The 16,732-nt window shown below is 72.6% G+C and carries 13 protein-coding genes and 1 pseudogene; 9 read left to right on the top strand and 5 right to left on the bottom strand.

Features of this window, described 5'->3' with window-relative positions:
• Positions 1 to 111 precede the first annotated feature (111 nt).
• The 3 genes from H343_RS0101790 to H343_RS0101780 all read left to right on the top strand — a co-directional run bounded on the left by H343_RS0101790 (position 112) and on the right by H343_RS0101780 (position 4,622).
• Positions 112 to 1,098 (top strand): alpha/beta fold hydrolase, encoded by a 987-nt coding sequence (locus H343_RS0101790; protein WP_028429739.1) that lies wholly within the window; start codon positions 112 to 114, stop codon positions 1,096 to 1,098.
• Positions 1,099 to 1,405: 307 nt separating this feature from the next.
• Positions 1,406 to 2,797: an NsdA family TPR-like regulatory protein gene (locus H343_RS0101785; RefSeq protein WP_028429738.1), complete on the top strand. Its 1,392-nt coding sequence runs from the start codon at positions 1,406 to 1,408 to the stop codon at positions 2,795 to 2,797.
• Positions 2,798 to 2,933: 136 nt separating this feature from the next.
• Positions 2,934 to 4,622, top strand: a complete 1,689-nt coding sequence (locus H343_RS0101780; RefSeq protein WP_028429737.1) for a hypothetical protein — start codon at positions 2,934 to 2,936, stop codon at positions 4,620 to 4,622.
• 25 nt (positions 4,623 to 4,647) lie between these two features.
• On the opposite strand, the gene H343_RS0101775 is transcribed toward H343_RS0101780, so the two are convergent.
• Entirely contained in the window at positions 4,648 to 5,961 is a 1,314-nt protein-coding gene (locus H343_RS0101775) for an ABC transporter substrate-binding protein (protein WP_028429736.1), read from the bottom strand.
• 174 nt (positions 5,962 to 6,135) lie between these two features.
• On the opposite strand from H343_RS0101775, the gene H343_RS0101770 reads away from it, so the two are divergent.
• Both H343_RS0101770 and purU read left to right on the top strand, forming a co-directional pair.
• Positions 6,136 to 6,582: an SCO4402 family protein gene (locus H343_RS0101770; protein WP_028429735.1), complete on the top strand. Its 447-nt coding sequence runs from the start codon at positions 6,136 to 6,138 to the stop codon at positions 6,580 to 6,582.
• A 66-nt stretch (positions 6,583 to 6,648) separates the two neighbouring features.
• Positions 6,649 to 7,611, top strand: a complete 963-nt coding sequence (gene purU / locus H343_RS0101765) for a formyltetrahydrofolate deformylase (protein WP_078504918.1) — start codon at positions 6,649 to 6,651, stop codon at positions 7,609 to 7,611.
• Positions 7,612 to 7,645: 34 nt separating this feature from the next.
• Here the strand turns inward: purU and H343_RS35740 are convergent, their stop codons facing one another.
• Both H343_RS35740 and H343_RS0101755 read right to left on the bottom strand, forming a co-directional pair.
• On the bottom strand, positions 7,646 to 9,223 hold the full coding sequence (locus tag H343_RS35740; RefSeq protein WP_486586746.1) for a hypothetical protein: 1,578 nt from the start codon (positions 9,221 to 9,223) through the stop codon (positions 7,646 to 7,648).
• A 137-nt stretch (positions 9,224 to 9,360) separates the two neighbouring features.
• On the bottom strand, positions 9,361 to 9,939 hold the full coding sequence (locus H343_RS0101755) for a sigma-70 family RNA polymerase sigma factor (protein ID WP_028429732.1): 579 nt from the start codon (positions 9,937 to 9,939) through the stop codon (positions 9,361 to 9,363).
• 364 nt (positions 9,940 to 10,303) lie between these two features.
• On the opposite strand from H343_RS0101755, the gene H343_RS0101750 reads away from it, so the two are divergent.
• Both H343_RS0101750 and H343_RS35170 read left to right on the top strand, forming a co-directional pair.
• On the top strand, positions 10,304 to 10,693 hold the full coding sequence (locus H343_RS0101750) for an STAS domain-containing protein (RefSeq protein WP_199778848.1): 390 nt from the start codon (positions 10,304 to 10,306) through the stop codon (positions 10,691 to 10,693).
• 450 nt (positions 10,694 to 11,143) lie between these two features.
• Positions 11,144 to 11,596 (top strand): annotated as a pseudogene (locus tag H343_RS35170) (ATP-binding protein); the annotation flags it as partial.
• 457 nt (positions 11,597 to 12,053) lie between these two features.
• On the opposite strand, the gene H343_RS28310 reads toward H343_RS35170, so the two are convergent.
• Positions 12,054 to 13,145 carry a helix-turn-helix domain-containing protein gene (locus H343_RS28310; protein WP_078504917.1) on the bottom strand — a complete coding sequence of 364 codons (1,092 nt, stop codon included), beginning with the start codon at positions 13,143 to 13,145 and terminating at the stop codon, positions 12,054 to 12,056.
• A gap of 164 nt (positions 13,146 to 13,309) precedes the next feature.
• Between H343_RS28310 and H343_RS28305 the strand changes: the two genes are divergently transcribed.
• Entirely contained in the window at positions 13,310 to 14,698 is a 1,389-nt protein-coding gene (locus H343_RS28305) for an MFS transporter (protein ID WP_051264506.1), read from the top strand.
• Here the strand turns inward: H343_RS28305 and H343_RS28300 are convergent.
• Positions 14,688 to 15,731, bottom strand: coding sequence for a helix-turn-helix domain-containing protein (locus H343_RS28300; RefSeq protein ID WP_051264447.1), 1,044 nt, complete (start codon positions 15,729 to 15,731; stop codon positions 14,688 to 14,690). The genes H343_RS28305 and H343_RS28300 overlap by 11 nt on opposite strands.
• Positions 15,732 to 15,803: 72 nt before the next feature.
• On the opposite strand from H343_RS28300, the gene H343_RS0101725 reads away from it, so the two are divergent.
• The gene (locus H343_RS0101725; protein WP_028429730.1) at positions 15,804 to 16,679 is read left to right on the top strand and encodes an NAD(P)H-dependent oxidoreductase; all 876 of its coding nucleotides are present in this window, start codon (positions 15,804 to 15,806) and stop codon (positions 16,677 to 16,679) included.
• Positions 16,680 to 16,732: the final 53 nt, after the last annotated feature.

The raw sequence follows: 16,732 nt of genomic DNA, 5'->3' as shown, positions 1-16,732 counted from the left end.
CCTTCGAGCGCGGTCACTCGAAAGTAGGGGTTTCTCCACGACGACGGCGTGTTCGAATAGAAGTTCGATAGCGTGGCGGAGCGGGCAGACGGAATGGGGGTGCCAGGACGCATGGTGCGACGGATCAACGTGACTGGTTCGAACGGACTCCGGCTCGCCGCCTGGGAGTTCGCGGACCCGCCCAAGGGCAGCTCCGACCCGGGAGAGGCGCGGGGGAAGGCCGTGGGCGCGGGTGCGGCGCTCCGGCCCGGGCGCCCGGCCGCCCGTACGGGGACCTCCGCGCGCGACGCCGGTGCACCCGGGGACGGAGAGGCGGAAGAGGCCCCGAAAGGCGTGCTGTTACTGCACGGGCTGATGGGCCGTGCGGCGCACTGGGCCGACACCGCCCGCTGGCTCTCGGGGCGGTACCGCGCCGTCGGCCTCGACCAGCGCGCCCACGGGCGCAGCGACAGCCCCTTAGACGGCGACTTCGCACGGGAGTCCTTCGTCCGCGACGCGGAGGCCGCGATCGAACAGCTCGGTCTGGCCCCGCTCGCACTCGTCGGTCACTCGATGGGTGCCCTCACCGCCTGGCAGCTCGCGGCGAAGCGGCCGGACCTCGTGCACGCGCTGGTCATCTGCGACATGAAGGCCTCCGCTCTGGGTGAGCAGTCGCAGCGTGAGTGGGAGCAGTGGTTCGCCTCCTGGCCGGTGCCCTTCGCCACGCTCGCGGACGTCCGCAAGTGGTTCGGCGAGGAGGACCCCTCGCTGGAGCGGCCGCTGCCGTCCAGGGGCGACTTCTTCGCCGAGGTGATGGCGGAGGCGGAGGACGGCTGGCGGCCGGTCTTCTCCCGCCGTCAGATGCTCGCGGTGCGCGAGGCGTGGGTGCACGACGCGCACTGGGACGAGTTGGCCCGCGTCACCTGCCCCACGCTCGTCGTACGGGCCGTCGACGGTGAACTGGGGCGCGCGGAGGCGCAGGAGATGGTGCGGGTGCTTCCGCGCGGCATCTACGCGGAGGTGCCGGAGGGCGGTCATCTCATGCACCTGGAACAGCCGGCCGACTGGCGCCGCGTCGTCGAACCGTTCCTGCAGGCCGTGCTTCCCCCGAACGGCTGAGGTCCCTCCCTCTCCTCCCCGGACCTCCCCCCTGGACCTCCCCTGGCCATCCCCCTGGGCCTCCCCCCGGTACGGCCGCCGGGAGGAGTGCCGCCAGGAGCGCCGTGGACGGTCGGGGGCGCACCGGTGGGCGCCGCCGGTGCGGCCCGGGGCGTACGGGTACATGCGTGGGGGCGCACGGTCAGATGCCCGGCGTGAGGGGGAATCACCACTTCGGCGCACAGTGCCGCGAAGTGCCTGTGTGGGCCGGACCGTGGGCAAATGTCCCGGTCAGTGATCATTCGGTGTCGTTCCTCCAGGGAGGATCATGGCCGCCAGGCCGCCGGCCGCTCGGCAGTCCAACGAAAGGCTCCAGGCACTCATCCAGGAGGCCGGCTGCTCCAATGCCGGGCTGGCCAGACGCGTCAACGTGTGCGGTGCGGAGCACGGCCTGGACCTGCGGTACGACAAGACCTCCGTCGCCCGCTGGCTGCGGGGGCAGCGGCCGCGCGGCCGCGCGGCTCTCGTCATCTCCGAGGCGCTCGGACGCAAGCTGGGGCGCACGGTCACCCTGGAGGAGATCGGCATGGACGGCGTCGGGGGTGCCGCGTCACGTGTCGGCCTCTCCTTCCCGCACGCCGTCGCCGCCGCCGTCGAGCAGGTCTGCGAGCTGTGGCGCTGCGACGCGGGACGGAGCGGAGCCCTGTGCGGGCCGGCCGGTTCCGTCTCCGTCCTCGTGGAGCCCAGCCGCGACTGGCTCGTCACCCCGCCGGACGTCCATGTCGCGCGGGATGCCGGCGCGAGGGTGGGAATGTCCGACGTGGCGGCGGTGCGGGCGACGACCTGCTCCCTGGCGCAGCTCGACCACCGCTTCGGCGGGGGCCACGTCCGTCCTGTCGTCGTGCACTACCTCAACAGCGTCGTCTCCGGGCTGCTGACGGGCTCGTACACGGAGGCGGTGGGGCGCGCCCTGTTCGCCGCTGCGGCGCGGCTGACCGAACTCGCGGGCTACACGGCCCTCGACACGGGCCGGGCGGGCCTGGCCCAGCGCTGCTACGTACAGGCGCTGCGGCTGGCGCAGGCGGCGGACGACCGCGCACTCGGCGGGTACGTGCTGGCCGCCGGCATGAGCCACCTGGCCGCCTCTCTCGAGGACCCGCGTGAGGTGGCCCAGCTGGCCCGTACGGCGCAGCAAGGGACGAGGGGGCTCGTGACGCCGCGTACGCTCGCGATGTTCTGTGCCGCACAGGCGCGGGGGCACGCCCTGACGGGGGACGGACGTGCCTTCCGTGAGTGCGCCGGTGAGGCGCTCTCGGCGATGGAGCAGGCGGAGGCGGGGGCCGCGACGGATGGCGACCCGGCGTGGATCGCACACTTCGACCGCGCCTGTCTGGCCGGCGAACTGGCCCACTGCCACCGGGACCTGGGCCGGCCGCGGGAGACGGCCGAGCGGGCGGAGGAGGCGCTGGCGGGGTGTCCGCCCAGCCGCGTGCGGCGGCGTGCCGTCGGGCTGCTGCTGCTGGCGTCCGCGCAGGCGCACATGCGTGAGCTTGAACACGCCTGCCGAACCGGGACGAAAGCGGCGGAACTGCTCGCAACGCTGCGCTCCAGCCTGGGGTGTGAGTACCTGGAGGATCTTCGTCGGCAACTTGTGCCTTTTGTGAAGGAGCCGGTCGTGCGGGAGTTCCTGGCGCGAGTGGATCATCTCGCGATGGATTAAGGGCGGTTATGTTCGCTTCTGCTCCTTATCTGAGGTGAAGGGTTGGTGTCACCCCATCAGCTGCGTGGTCGAGCATCCGAGCGACCCGGTAGCGTGACCCGACGTTCCGGTAGCCAGGTTGATCGAGGAGCCCCGGGTGACAGCGCAGAGCGGACGCGGTCAGGGCGACAAGCCCCTCTATGAGGGTGTCGTGCTGCCGGCGAACGGCGAGCCGTGGACCCCCGAACAGCAGCGACAGGCCGCCCAGTCACAGATGCAGCCCCCCTCCGGGCAGCCGTGGGGCGACCCCTGGGGGCCGCAGCCGGCTCACACGTTCCCCGAGTACTCCGCCGGACCGCCACCCCTGCCTCCGCACGCCCCCGCCGAGCCGCCAGCCGTCAGTCCGCCGCAGCACGCGCTGCCGGAGAGCGCGGACGGTGCGGGCCCCGCTCCCCGGGGCAGGCACCGCGGGGGCGGTACGGGGGCTTCGGAGGGCATGCTCTCCCAGGGGATGCCGCCGCCCGGTGCCCCGCACGGCGGTCAGTCCCTCTACGGGGACTCCCACTTGCCGCCTCCGCCCGCTCAGCCACCACCGCAGGCACCGCCGCCACCGCAGGTGCCGCCGCAGCCTTACACGGCGGGAGAGACGCCCTTCGCGCAGCAGCCGTTCGCCGGCGGGGCCGATGCGACGCAGATGCTGCCGCCTCAACAGGGCCTGTCCGCACAGGACTACACCGCCGCGCAGCCCTCGCAGCCGCCGTCACTCTCCGCGAGCGACGCCACCCAGTACATACCCCCCGTCACCGACGGGCCCCAGCCCGGACAGCACTCCGTGCCGCAGCCGGGACCTCCGCCTCCCGCCGGGGACGCCGAGGCGACGCAGATGCTGCCGCCGCAGTCCGGGGCGGCCCAGGACGCCGAATCGACGACGATGCTCCGTTCGCCGCTGCCGCCCGAGAGACGCGGCGGCTCCGGTGCGTACGGCGCGGACCAGGGCGACGGGCAACCGCGGCAGACTCCCGCGGAGTTCGACCGTCTCTTCCGGGCGGAGCCCGCCCGGCCGGCTGCCGCGGGCGCCGACGAACCCGGCTCGACGCAGAGCCTGCCCGTCTTCGACGCCGCCGTCGCGGGGCAGGGCCCGAACGCACGGAACGGCGGCGGGGGTTCCGGCCCGTACGAGCCGCAGGGCCGTGCCGCCCGCCGTAACGCCGAGCGGGGCGGGGCCTCCCGGATGTCTCCCGTCGTGCTGATCGCCATCGGTGTCGTGCTCATCGCGGGTATCGGCGTGGCCGCGGGCGCCGCCCTGAGCGGCGGGGGCGAGGGGGAGAAGGCCAAGAGCGAGGCGTCCTCGCCCAACTCCGGTGAGAAGAAGTCCTCCGCCGCTGTCGACCCCGCCGAGGCGCAGGCCGAGGAGCTCGACAAGCTTCTCGCCGACAGCAACAACAGCCGTACGGCTGTTGTCCGTTCGGTGGAGAACATCAAGGCGTGCAAGAAGCTCGGCAAGGCCGCCGCCGATCTGCGTGCCGCGGCCCAGCAGCGCAACGGGCTCGTGACCCGGCTCGGTGACCTGGAGACCGACGCGATCCCCGCCAGCACGAAGCTGAGGTCAGCTCTGACGCGGGCGTGGAAGTCCTCAGCCTCCGCCGACAACCACTACGCGGCGTGGGCGGATCAGACCGCGGGCAAGAAGGGCTGCCGCAAGGGCAAGGCGCGGGTGACCTCGCACACGGGTCTGGGCACGCGTGCCAGCGGCGAGGCGACCACCGCCAAGAGGGAGGCGGCCGGGCTGTGGAATCCCACGGCCGAGAAGTACGGCCTGAAGAAGCGGGAGTTCGGCCAGCTGTGACGTGGCGCGGCGAGCCGCCGCGCTTTCAGGAGGCGTCGGCTCCGCGCTCCAGCGTCTCCCGCACGTCGACGAAGCCCTTGTGCACCGCCGTCAGCTTCCCGTCACGGACACGCTGGTAGGTCACCATCGCGTTGACGAGGCGCGGGAAGTCGCGGGCGGCGAGCATGTTGTCGTAGCCCCAGTTCAGCTTCGGCGTCAGCCCGCCCGTCCCGACCGGTTCACCGCGGTCCAGGGCCAGCCGTACGGACTTGGCGGTGGCGGCCTCACCGTCCAGCGACTCCAGGACATGGCGCAGCACCGTGTAGGCGACCCATGTGGTCTGCACGCCCGGGTCGGAGTCCTGGACCCGGTTGTCCCCGAAGGCGTGCCGCTCGATGACGCCCTTCATCCGGTTCCAGCGGGCGTCGTCCGCCGAGGGGTACCAGCCCGTCGCGTACGCGCCCTCCAGCGGGCTGCTCCGCCCTCCGGACCGGTCCACCAGGGACTGCCGCACACTGCCCAGCACCGACGCCGTGCGCACCCGCGGGGAGTCCTCGCGCAGCCTGCGGAAGGCGTCGAAGAAGGTGTCGGTACGTCCGCCCAGAACGGCGGTGACGCACGGTCCGGACGCCTCGCCGCCGCCCTCGGCCTGCCCCTGCGCACCGCCGGAGGCATCGGCACCCTCCAGTGCCCGGCGTGCCTGCCGGGAGTACGCGGAGGCGTCCTCCGGTGCCCGTACGTCCGTGACGGGGCCGGTGCCGCTGCCCTCGAGGCCGGCGTTGATCAGCCTGGGGAGCTGGTCGCCCGCGATGGTGTCCGGCCGGACCAGGGAGACGTGCGAGCAGTCGCCGGCGGCGAGCTGGCGTCCGTTGCCCGCGATGAGGGCCGGCACTCCGCCGTTGACGGGGTAGGACAGCGGGCTGGTGAACTCCTGGTGCGCCACGCCGTAGCCGCCGATGTAGGGGATGCCCCAGCGCTCCAGCGTGGACATGAAGGAGCGGCCGTGCTGGCTGTAGGAGCCCACGACCGCGATCACGTCCTCCTCCACGGCACGGTTCGCGCAACGGGCCGCGCGCACCGTGTCGTTGTGGTCGTTGCAGGTGAGCACCTGCAGGCGGCGGCCGTCGATGCCGCCCTCCGCGTTGACCCAGCGCGCGTACGCGCGCGCCATCGCCGGCATACCGGGCATGTTCGTGGCCTTGGTGCCCTGCGGTGCCCACGTCATCACCTTGAGCGGCCCGTCCTCCGCCCCGGCGGCGGAGGGCAGCACGCCGCAGCCGCTCAGCGCGACGGCGCAGGCGGTGACGGTGGCGGTGGCGGCTGCGGAGCGAAGAAGGCCGGAGCGGCGACGGACAGTCATGCCACCGCACGATTCCGGGCCGTCCGTAACGTGTGCGTCACGGACGGCCAACTCCGCGTGACCCGGGGGTGAACACCGGGCCCCCGGCCGGGAGGCCGTGGGGGGAACGTATGGTCGATGGTCATGCAGCAAGGTTCTGTGAACTCTTCCCGCCGCGGGCCCCGGTCCACCACCATGGAGACCATGCCCGTCCATGACATGCCCTGGTGGCGCTGGCGCAGCAATGTGCGCTCCGCGCTTCACATGCTCTCCGACCCCGCGTTCCAGCAGGAGTGCTGGGCCACAGGCCGGCCCGGCTACGGCGACGTCACCGACGCCGTGTACCGCCTCGTCGAGGACACCTGGCTGGACAACTGGTCGGCGGAGAAGTACGTCGGCACGATCTTCCGTGACTCGCAGGAGGCCGCGCTCGTCGACACCGCCGTGCTGCGGGTGCTGCGCATCATGCACCAGGTCGGCGCCGACGCCCCCGTGGTCTCCTACATGGAGCACCACGGCTGGCCCGAAGCGGTACGGGCCGCGCGTGACGCGCACGTACGGCTGGCCACGAACGACGAGGAGAACCCGGACGAGCCGCCGCGCTCGCTCGACGTGCTGGCGGCCATGCTGCATTCCGTCTGAACGCCACCCCCGAGGACCTCCTGGCGCCGGTCATGACCGCGCGAAGGGTGTGCCAGGCTTGACCCCATGAGCCAGCCGCACGCCGCCCGCGCAGAGCACGACGCTGCCGCGAACAGCCCCGACGACCCCGCCCGCCGCGAGCAGGAGGAGCTGACGGAGGGGGAGGAGCCGGCCGGCCGGCGCGGACAGTACATCCTCACGCTGTCGTGCCCGGACAAGCAGGGCATCGTGCACGCGGTCTCCAGCTATCTGTTCATGACCGGCTGCAACATCGAGGACAGTCAGCAGTTCGGTGACCACGACACCGGACTGTTCTTCATGCGCGTCCACTTCTCGGCCGACGCCGGGGTCACGGTGGAGAAACTGCGGGCGAGCTTCACGGCGATCGGCGACTCCTTCCAGATGGACTGGCAGATGCACCACGCCGGTGAGCGGATGCGGGTCGTGCTGATGGTCAGCCGGTTCGGCCACTGCCTCAACGACCTGCTCTTCCGCTCGCGCAGCGGCGCCCTCCCGGTGGAGATCGCCGCGGTGGTCTCCAACCACACCGACTTCGCCGAACTCGTCGGCTCCTACGGCGTCCCCTTCCACCACATTCCGGTGACCAAGGACGGCAAGGAGGAGAGTGAGGCCCGGCTGCTGCGCCTCGTCGAGGACGAGAGGGTCGAACTGGTCGTCCTGGCCCGCTACATGCAGGTCCTCTCCGACAACCTGTGCAAACAGCTCGCCGGCCGGATCATCAACATCCACCACTCGTTCCTGCCCAGTTTCAAGGGCGCACGGCCCTACCACCAGGCGCACGCCCGCGGCGTCAAGCTGATCGGTGCGACAGCGCACTACGTCACGGCGGAACTCGACGAGGGTCCGATCATCGAGCAGGAGGTCGAGCGGGTGGGGCACGAGGCCACCCCGGCTCAGCTCGTGGCCGTCGGGCGGGACGTCGAGTGCCAGGCGCTCGCCCGGGCGGTGAAGTGGCACAGCGAGCACCGCGTGCTCCTCAACGGCCACCGCACGGTGGTCTTCACCTGAGGCTCCCCCACGCGAATGCGCTTCGGGGCGGCGGCTACATCCGCGACAGGGAGGCCGCCGCGAACAGCACGTCCCGGATGGCTTCCCGGTCCCCGTCCTGGCCCACCGCCGCCTCCAGGGGCGGTACGTGTCCGGCGGCGAGCTGACAGAACTCGTAGCCGTCCAGGGCCACATGGGCCACGGCGTCCGCCGGTCGCACGCGCGCCGCGGGTGAGTCCAGCGGGATGTACCAGTCGCCACCGCCGTCGCCCTCCACCTCCAGGTGCAGCGCCCTGCCCGGGGCGTCCGCTGCGGCGAGCCGCGGGGAGGCCGCGCGGCCCGTGCGGCGCCGGTGCGCGATGGTCGACGGCAGCAGCCGGGCCGCCAGGTCAACCATGTGGTGCAGGTGCGCGCCCTGCGGCGCGTCGTAGGGGTAGTCGACGGCCTCGGCGATGTCCTCGGCGTGCACCCAGCATTCGAAGGCCCGCTCCACCAGGGCGTCGCGGACGGGAAGGGCGAAGCCGCCGTAGGAGACGTCCAGTTCGGAGACGCTTCCGCCGGCGAAGGAGGCCGTACGGACCATGGCATGACCCTGTTCCCGCCAGTGCCTGCGGGCGTCCGGCGTACGCAGCATGTCGCAGTCCGAGCGCCAGAACTTCTCCGTGCGCGCTGAGGGACCCGCCCGGCATGCCCGGACACCGCGCGTGGAACCGCAGCCGTCCGCTCCGTGCGCACGGTCGGCGGCGCCCGTCCGGTCTCCGGCCGGTGGCGCGCCAACGGTTCTCCCGCCGTCGGTGCCGTCAGTGCCGTCGGTCCAGCCTGGGCCGCCTGGGGCGTCGGCGCCGGCTCTCTCGCCGCCCGTGGCGCCGCTGCCGAGATCGAGCGGGTCGGGCAGTCCGAGCGCGGCGGCGACCAGCCCGTCCACGGCCAGCAGATGGGCGATGACTCCGGCGACCGTCGTCTCCCGCTCGGCCTGCCCCGCGCCGTCGAACCAGCGCAGCCGGACGGACGCCCGCCACTCCGCGTCCGCCATGTCCCGCAGCAGGGCGTCGAGCCGCGAGGCTTCCGCGTCGTAGGGGGCGGCCCACTCGGGGACGGGCACGCGCGGCGGCCGGCGCGTCATGCAGCTCTCCAGCACGTGGGAGCGCAGCGTGGGGTCCAGATCCAGGCTGTCCTCGGGGTGGAGCAGTCCGACCGCGTCACGCAGCCGCAGCGCTTCCTCGGCACAGGCGCCGCAGTCGCTCAAGTGCCCCTCGACGGCGGCGGTCTCCTCGACCGGGCAGGCCGAGAGCGCCCAGGCCCCGAGCAGCGACTTCAGCACACGGTGGTCGTACTGCGGCCGGGCGGCGGCAGGTTCGGCGGAACCGGGGACGCCGGGCATCTCGGGCATCTCGGGGATGCCGGGGGTGTCGGGGGCGTCCGGCGGCCGAGGGGCCGCGGCCGGACCGTCCGCGATGCCGGCGGGAGGCGCCGTCGCGTCGTCCGCCGGACTGCGCGGCACGGGTATGCGGGGCGGTCCGCAGGCGTCGCCCTCCGGGGCCGTACCGGCCGGGTGGGCGCCGCTGCTGCTGCCCGCGCCGTCGCCGGGGCGCTGCGGCGGGCGGGACTCGCGGGTTGCGTCGTGGCTGTTCATGCCGTCCGGACTGTCCGGACCGTGCCTGCCGTTCGTGCTGTCCGGACCGTTCGTACCGCCCCTGCCGTTCGTACTGTCCGGACCGTCCCCGCCGTCCCCGCCGTCCCCGCCGTCCGGAACTTCCCCGTGCGGCCCGCTCACTGCGGAAGTCCAGGTCCGTTGCCGTGGTGCGAAGGCAGCGGTCTGCTCGCCGCCGACGAGAGCAACTGCAGGCCGAGCCGCAGCCTCCGTCTCGCCTCGTCCTCCGTGACGCCCAACTGCCGTGCCGTCCGGCGGTAGTCGCGGCGCTGGAAGTAGGTCAGTTCGAGCGCCGCGCGCAGAGAGGCGGGCATGGACGTGACGATGTAGTCGGCCCGGGCGGCGGTCGAGGCGGCGCGCACCTTCTCCTCGATCTGGGCGTGCCTCTCCCGGGACCGCGGCCCTTCCTCGTGGTGCCGCCGGCGCAGCCGCCCTGTCGCGAGCCGCTGGGTGACTCCCGCGATCCAGGAGCGCATCGGGCCCTGCTTGGGGTCGAACGCGTGCGGGTTCTCCCAGATGTAGCCGAACACGTCGCGGGTGGTGCGGTCGGCCGCGTCCTCGTCGTCGAGCACCCGGTAGGAGAGGCTGTGCACGAGGGATGCGAAGCGGTCGTACAACTCGCCGAGCGCGGCCGCCTCGCCGCGCGCAAGTCGCTGCTGCATCTTCCGGTCCCAGCGCGGTGGTGTGTCATTCGCCATGGTGGCTCCCAGCCCGGTCCGTGCTGCTTCGTCGCTGCCCCTCGTCGCGGGCGGCCCTTCGAATGTAGTGCGAGGGGCTGACAACCAACGGCCCTTTGCGGCAATGTGCCTCCCGTGCTGATCGCTGATGGTGTCGGTCCCGTCACGTTGCGATAATTCTCAAGAAGCGTCGTTGACCGGTCACACCCGAAATTGCAGAAGTGTCACACGCGTATGACTGCGACTATTGAGGGGGAGAACAGGCTGGCGGGCTCATAGGGTCTGGTGAATGGCTCGTTTTGACCGTGGGGGCACGGGCAGCCGAACGGGGAAGGAACTATTCCGGTAAGGCGGCCCCGGGCAAGGCCCCAGCCGAGCGAAGGGGATGCGGGACGTGTCGTTGAAGGTGTTGGAGGAGGAGCGAGGGGAGTGGGCCGTTCTCCGGGTGTCGGGTGAGATGGATCTGGTCACCTCGCCCGCGGTGCGGCAGCACGTGCACGACGCGGTCGCGGACGGACGGCGCAGTCTGGTGCTGGACCTTTCGGACGTGCTCTTCTGCGACTCCAGTGGGGTCGGTGTTCTGATCGCGTCGCGTCGCCTGATGCGCTCCTGCGCCGGCCAGCTGCGACTGATCCTGCCCGCGCGCGGCGCCGAGGACGGCTCCCACGTCAACCGTGTGCTGGCGGCGCTGGGCGTGCGCCGGCTCTTCGACTGCTATCCGGACCTCTCCACCGCCACACAGGAGGGGGCGGCCGCAGGTCCTCTCTCCGCCTGAGAGCGGAACACGGTCTCCGCGCCGGGAGCGCGGAGTTCACAGCCCGCGGAGCCGCTGACGCCCGCGGAAGCACCGGCCACTCGGTGTGACCAACCGCCGGTGCGGCGGACCGTCCCGGCCCACTCCCGCGCCCGGACGTTCCCACGCCCCTGCCACGCCCGGCACTGCGCGCAGAGCGGCATCCGCCCGCTGCATCCGCCCGGACGTTCCGTTTCGTACGGGGAATTCAGTCCTGAGGCAGACTGGCCGACAAGGCATGATGCGCCCTCGTTCCTGTCGGCCTGCACGGTGCCGCACAGTATGCAGTACGGATACTCTTTTGCGCCTGAATATGCCTGAAGCTCTTGTTGTGCCAACTATGCATCAACCATGCTGTTCTCCAGCGGGTCACACTCCGTGATCCCGGGCAGACGCGAGGCGATGTGCTTGCCAGTTCGGACGGTGTGAGCGGTGCAGGTGCTCCATGTTCAGTTGGAGATCGGGGCGGACCCGGCGGAGGTGGGACGCGCACGGAGGTGGGCCAGGTCGAGCCTGGCGGGCTGCGGCATCGGCAGGGACGAACAGCTCACGGAGACGCTGTTGCTGCTGATCTCGGAGCTGGTGACCAACGCGGTGGTGCACACGGGTGCGCCCGCGGAGCTGCGCATACAGCTGCCCGGACAGCACGCGAGCGGTGCCGTACGCGTCGAGGTCGTGGACGGCTGCGGCCGTCCGCCCCGGCAGCGCCAGGTCGACGGTGACGACACCAACGGCCGCGGCCTGGAGCTGGTTTCCGGTCTCGCCGACCGCTGGGGGTGGCAGCGCGAGGGGGTGGGCAAGCGCATCTGGTGCGAACTGGACCGGGAGAGGGCCGGAGCGCCCGGCGGTGGCGTCGCGCCCGGTGCGGACGTCACGGCGTCCGCCGACTGTGCCGGTCCTCCCGGTCCCCCTGGTCCCGCCGCCCCCGTTCCTCCCGCCGGTCCCCTCGATCCTGCCGTTCCGGCCGTGCCCGCCGTGCGGTTGACCGCGCCGTTCGGCGGTGGCGGCCCGGAGACGGTGCGGGACTCCGGGCCGGCCAGGATGCTTTCCGGGCACAACGCTCATCCCGGTACAGGGTGTTGACGTTCAGTGCCGGTCTGATCACCCTTGGGTACACGATTCGTTGCGAGGGGACGACGAGGAGCCGAAGGGCTCCTCGCCGAGTGCGGGTCGTGTTCCGGCGCCCGCTGTTCGTCGGCCGGAAGTACCGTCCGCGCGGGGCGCGGAGACGGTGCCCGAGCGCTGGAACGGGTGGCGGCCCGCGGTCCGTCGCGCGCTCGGCGTGCGCACGCGTGCCGCCACCCCGGATACGCGCCGGTCCGCCCACCGCCCGCCGCACGCCTCAGGCGGCGGTGGTGCGGAGACGCTGCTCCCCGGCCCCGCTGTCCTCGCCTCCGCCCCCGCCTCCGCCCCCGCTTCCTCCGCTTCCGCCGCCCTCGCCTCCGCCACCGGTACGGACGCGGAACGTGCGCCGGTACGCGCTCGGTGAGACGCCCAGAGCTGCCTGGAAGTGCACCCGCAGTGACGAGGCCGACCCGAAGCCCGCGTCGGCCGCGATCCTGTCGACGGGCAGATCGCTGCTCTCCAGCAGATGCCGGGCCCGCTCGATGCGCTGCTGGGTCAGCCACTGCTGCGGGCTCGTCCCCACCTCCTCGCGGAAGCGCCTCGTGAACGTCCGTACGCTCATGGCCTCCTGCCGTGCCAGCTCCCGCAGTCCGATCGGCCGCTCCAGATGGCGCAGTGCCCAGCTCCGTGCGGCCCCGGTGGTGTGCCCACCGGGCTCGGGGACGGGCCGTTCGATGAACTGGGCCTGGCCGCCGTCCCGGTGGGGCGGCACGACCGTACGTCTGGCCACGGAGTTGGCGACGGCCGAGCCGAAGTCGTCGCGCACCATGTGCAGGCACAGGTCGATGCCGGAGGCGATGCCCGCCGACGTCAGCACGTTGCCGTCGGCGACATAGAGCACGTCCGGGTCGACCTTCACCGCGGGGTGCAGCTCCTGCAGCCGTTCACAGCTCGACCAGTGCGTCGTCGCACGTCTGCCGTCGAGCATCCCGCCGGCCGCCAGCACGAAGGCGCCCGTACAGATCGACGCGACGCGCGCGCCCGGCCGGATCAGGGACAGCGCGTCGGCGAGCGGTGCGCTCAGACGGCCCTCGGTGTAGGGCTCGTCGAGGTCGTGGGAGGCGGGCACGATCACGGTGTCCGCTTCGGCGAGGGCCTGTGGCCCGTGCTCGACGGTGACCGTGAAATCGGCGTCCGTACGGACCTGGCCCGGCGTGACGGAGCAGGTGACGACCTCGTACAGCGGTTCGCCGCGCTCGTCCCAGGACCAGCCCAGCAGACGGTGCGGAATGCCCAGCTCGATGGGCAGCAGCCCGTGCCGCACGAGAACCGCGACGCGGTGGCGCCCGGGATGGCGGAAAACACTCATGGCCCGATCCTCGCACAACATGGCTTCCGGGCCACTCGTCCGTCGTGAGCACCGCGCGGAGGCTTGCGCATGTGACACCTGCACCCGGAAGACCCGCTCCACGCCGCGCCCCGCGCCCCGTCCCCGAGGAGCCCGCAGAGGCCCTCTCCCCGCCTCCTGGCTCCCTGCCTGACTCCGCGCCTCCTGACTCCGCGCCTCCTGACTCCGCGCCTCCTGAGTCCGCGCCTCCTGACTCCGCACCCCGATCGGCGCGGCGCGCACTCCGCCTCCCGCGCGTCCACCACGCCTGGTGGGTGGCCGCGGTCTCCTTCGTCGCTCTCGTCGGCGCCGCCGCCTTCCGTGCGACACCGGGCGTGTTCATCGACCCGCTGCACGAGGAGTTCGGCTGGTCGCACAGCACCATCTCGGCGGCCGTGTCCGTGAACGTGCTGCTCTACGGGCTCACTTCACCCTTCGCCGCCGCGCTGATGGAGCGGTACGGCATCCGGCGCGTCGTCTCCGGCGCGCTGCTGCTGATCGCCACGGGCAGCGGTCTGACCGTCTTCATGGACGCCACCTGGCAGCTCGTCCTGTGCTGGGGATTCCTGGTCGGTCTCGGCTCCGGATCGATGGCGCTCGCCTTCGCCGCGACCGTCACCAACCGCTGGTTCGTCCGGCGCCGGGGGCTCGTCAGCGGCATCCTCACGGCCGGCTCCGCGGCCGGGCAGCTGGTGTTCCTGCCGCTCGTGGCGCTGCTGGTGGAGGGTCCGGGATGGCGTGCGGCCTCGCTGACCGTCGCTCTCGCCGCGCTGGCCGTGGTGCCCCTGGTGCTGTTCGTGCTCCGTGACCGTCCGGAGGACATCGGGCTGCGCCCGTACGGAGCGGGCCCCGGCCACACTCCGCCGCCTCCCGCTCCGCCCGGCGCGGCGAAGCAGGCGCTGCGCGCCCTCCGCGACGCCTCCCGCAGCAGGGTCTTCTGGCTGCTGGCCGGCACCTTCGCGGTGTGCGGGGCCTCGACGAACGGGCTGGTCGGCACCCACTTCGTGCCCGCGGCGCACGACCACGGGATGCCCGTCCCGGCGGCCGCGTCCCTGCTCGCCGTCATCGGTGTCTTCGACCTGGTGGGGACGGTCGCGTCCGGCTGGTTCACCGACCGCTTCGACCCTCGGCGCCTGCTGGCGGTCTACTACGCGCTGCGCGGGGTCTCGCTGCTCTTCCTGCCGTTGCTCTTCGCCGAGACGGTGCAGCCGCCGATGCTGTTCTTCATCGTCTTCTACGGGCTCGACTGGGTCGCGACCGTTCCGCCCACCATCGCCCTGTGCCGCAGCCACTTCGGTGAGAGCGGTGCGATCGTCTTCGGCTGGGTCCTCGCCTCGCACCAGCTCGGCGCGGCGGTCGTCGCCTTCCTCACCGGCCTCGTGCGGGACACCTTCGGCAGCTATGACGTCGCCTGGGTCGCCTCGGGAGCGCTGTGCGCGACGGCCGCGCTGATGGCCCTCGTCATACGCAAGCGGCCGGAGCTCCCGGAGGCGGGCGGCGGCACTGCCGCGGACGGAGCCGCCCTCAAGCCCTGACCGTGCCGCTGGGGCCGCTGGGGCCGCTGGGGCCGCGGAACGTGGCACGGTACGCGCTGGGTGAGACCCCGAGGGCGGTGTGCAGGTGCTGCCGCAGCGAGGCGCCCGTGCCGAAGCCCGCCGCCGCGGCGACGCGGTCGACCGGCAGGTCCGTCTCCTCCAGCAACTGCCGTGCCCGTTCGATGCGTTGCTGTGTCAGCCACTGCACGGGCGTCTGGCCGGACTCCTCGCGGAAGCGCCGCGTGAACGTCCGTACGCTCATCGACTCCCGCTCCGCGAGCTCGCGCAGCGACAGCGGACGGTCCAGATGGCGCAGCGCCCAGGCTCGGGCGGCGCCCGTGGACGAGCGCCCCGCGCCGCCCGCGACGGGCCGGGGAATGAACTGGGCCTGGCCGCCTTCGCGGTGCGGCGGTACGACGGTGGAGCGCGCGACGTCGTTGGCGACGGCGGCGCCGTGGTCGCGGCGGATCATGTGCAGGCACAGGTCGATGCCGGCGGCCTCTCCCGCCGAGGTGAGCACGTCGCCCTCGTCCGTGTAGAGGACGTCCGGGTCGAGGTCGACGGCGGGGAAGAGCCGGCGGAAGCGGCCGGCCGACTTCCAGTGGGTCGTGGCCCGTCTGCCGTTCAGCCAGCCCGCCGCGGCCAGCACGAACGCCCCGGTGCAGACCGAGGCGACGCGGGTTCCCGGCCGTATCAGGGCCAGCGCGCCGGCGAGCGCGTCACCGAGCCGGCCCGTGCTGCCGGGCTCGTCCTCCTCGTGCGTGGCCGGGACGATCACGGTGTCCGCCTCGGCCAGGGTGTGCGGACCGTGCGCGACGTGGACGGGGAAGTCGGCGTTCGTCCTGACGGGGCCCGCTGTGAGGGCGCACGTGACGACCTCGTACAGCCCGTTGCCGTCCTTCGCGCTCTTCGCTGTGCCGAACAGCTGGTGCACCAGACCGAGTTCCAGCGGCATCACACCGGGCCGCACCAGGACCGCCACCCGGTGACGGCTCTCCTCGCGGAACGCGACGGCGGACGGTGGAAGTGGCATGGCCGGATTCTTTCACAGCATGGCCATCTGGCCACTGCCTGCGGGGGGAGAGAACCTCGCACCATCGGAGCCATGAAGGTTCTATGGATACTCGCCCACCCCGAACAGCGCTCCCTGAACGCCTCCCTCATGCGCGAGGGCCTGGACGAACTGGCGGCACACGGCCACGACACCCGGGTCAGCGACCTGTACGCGATGGGCTGGAGGGCTGTGCTCGACGCGGACGGCGACGGCGGAGGCGCCGGAGACCCCGGAGACCCCGGAGCCGGCGCACACGAGCCGGCAGCGGACCGGGGCGCCCGCCGCTTCACCGTCGGCGCGGAGCAGGAACGCGCCTACCTCGGCGGTACGCAGAGCGAGGACGTCCGCGCCGAGCAGCAGAAGATCGCCTGGGCCGACACCCTCGTCCTCCAGTTCCCCCTCTGGTGGTTCGGGCCGCCCGCCGTGCTCAAGGGCTGGCTCGACCGTGTGCTCGTCCAGGGTTTCGCCTTCGGCGTGCGCGACGCGGACGGACGTACGCTCCGCTACGGCGAGGGCGGCCTGGCGGGCAGGCGCGCTCTGGTCGTCACCTCCGCCGGCGCCAGGGAGAGCAGCTTCGGACCGCGCGGCATTCACGGGCACATCAAGGACGTCCTCTGGCCCCTGCTGCACGGCACCTTCTGGTACACGGGCATGAGCGCGCACGAGCCCTTCGTGATCTACGGCGCGGACCGTCTGACCCCGGACGCCTACGACGGATACGCGCGCGCACTGCGTGAACGGCTCCGCGCCCTGCCCGGCTCCGCGCCGATCGACTACCGCCGCGAGAGCGGCGGCGACTACGACGACGAACTCAGGCTCCGGCCGTGGATCGCGCCGGACGGCTCGGGCCCGGGCATCCACGAGGCGTGCCGTACCACTGCGCCGTCGGCCGCAGCCGCCCCCGAGCGCTCACACGTCGCCCGCTGACGTGGGCCTCGCGTGCGCCCTCGCGGCCCGGTCCGCGGGAGGGGCTGTGCGGT

Source organism: Streptomyces sp. TAA204 (genome assembly GCF_000424965.1).
This window is presented reverse-complemented; position numbering and strand designations above follow the sequence as displayed.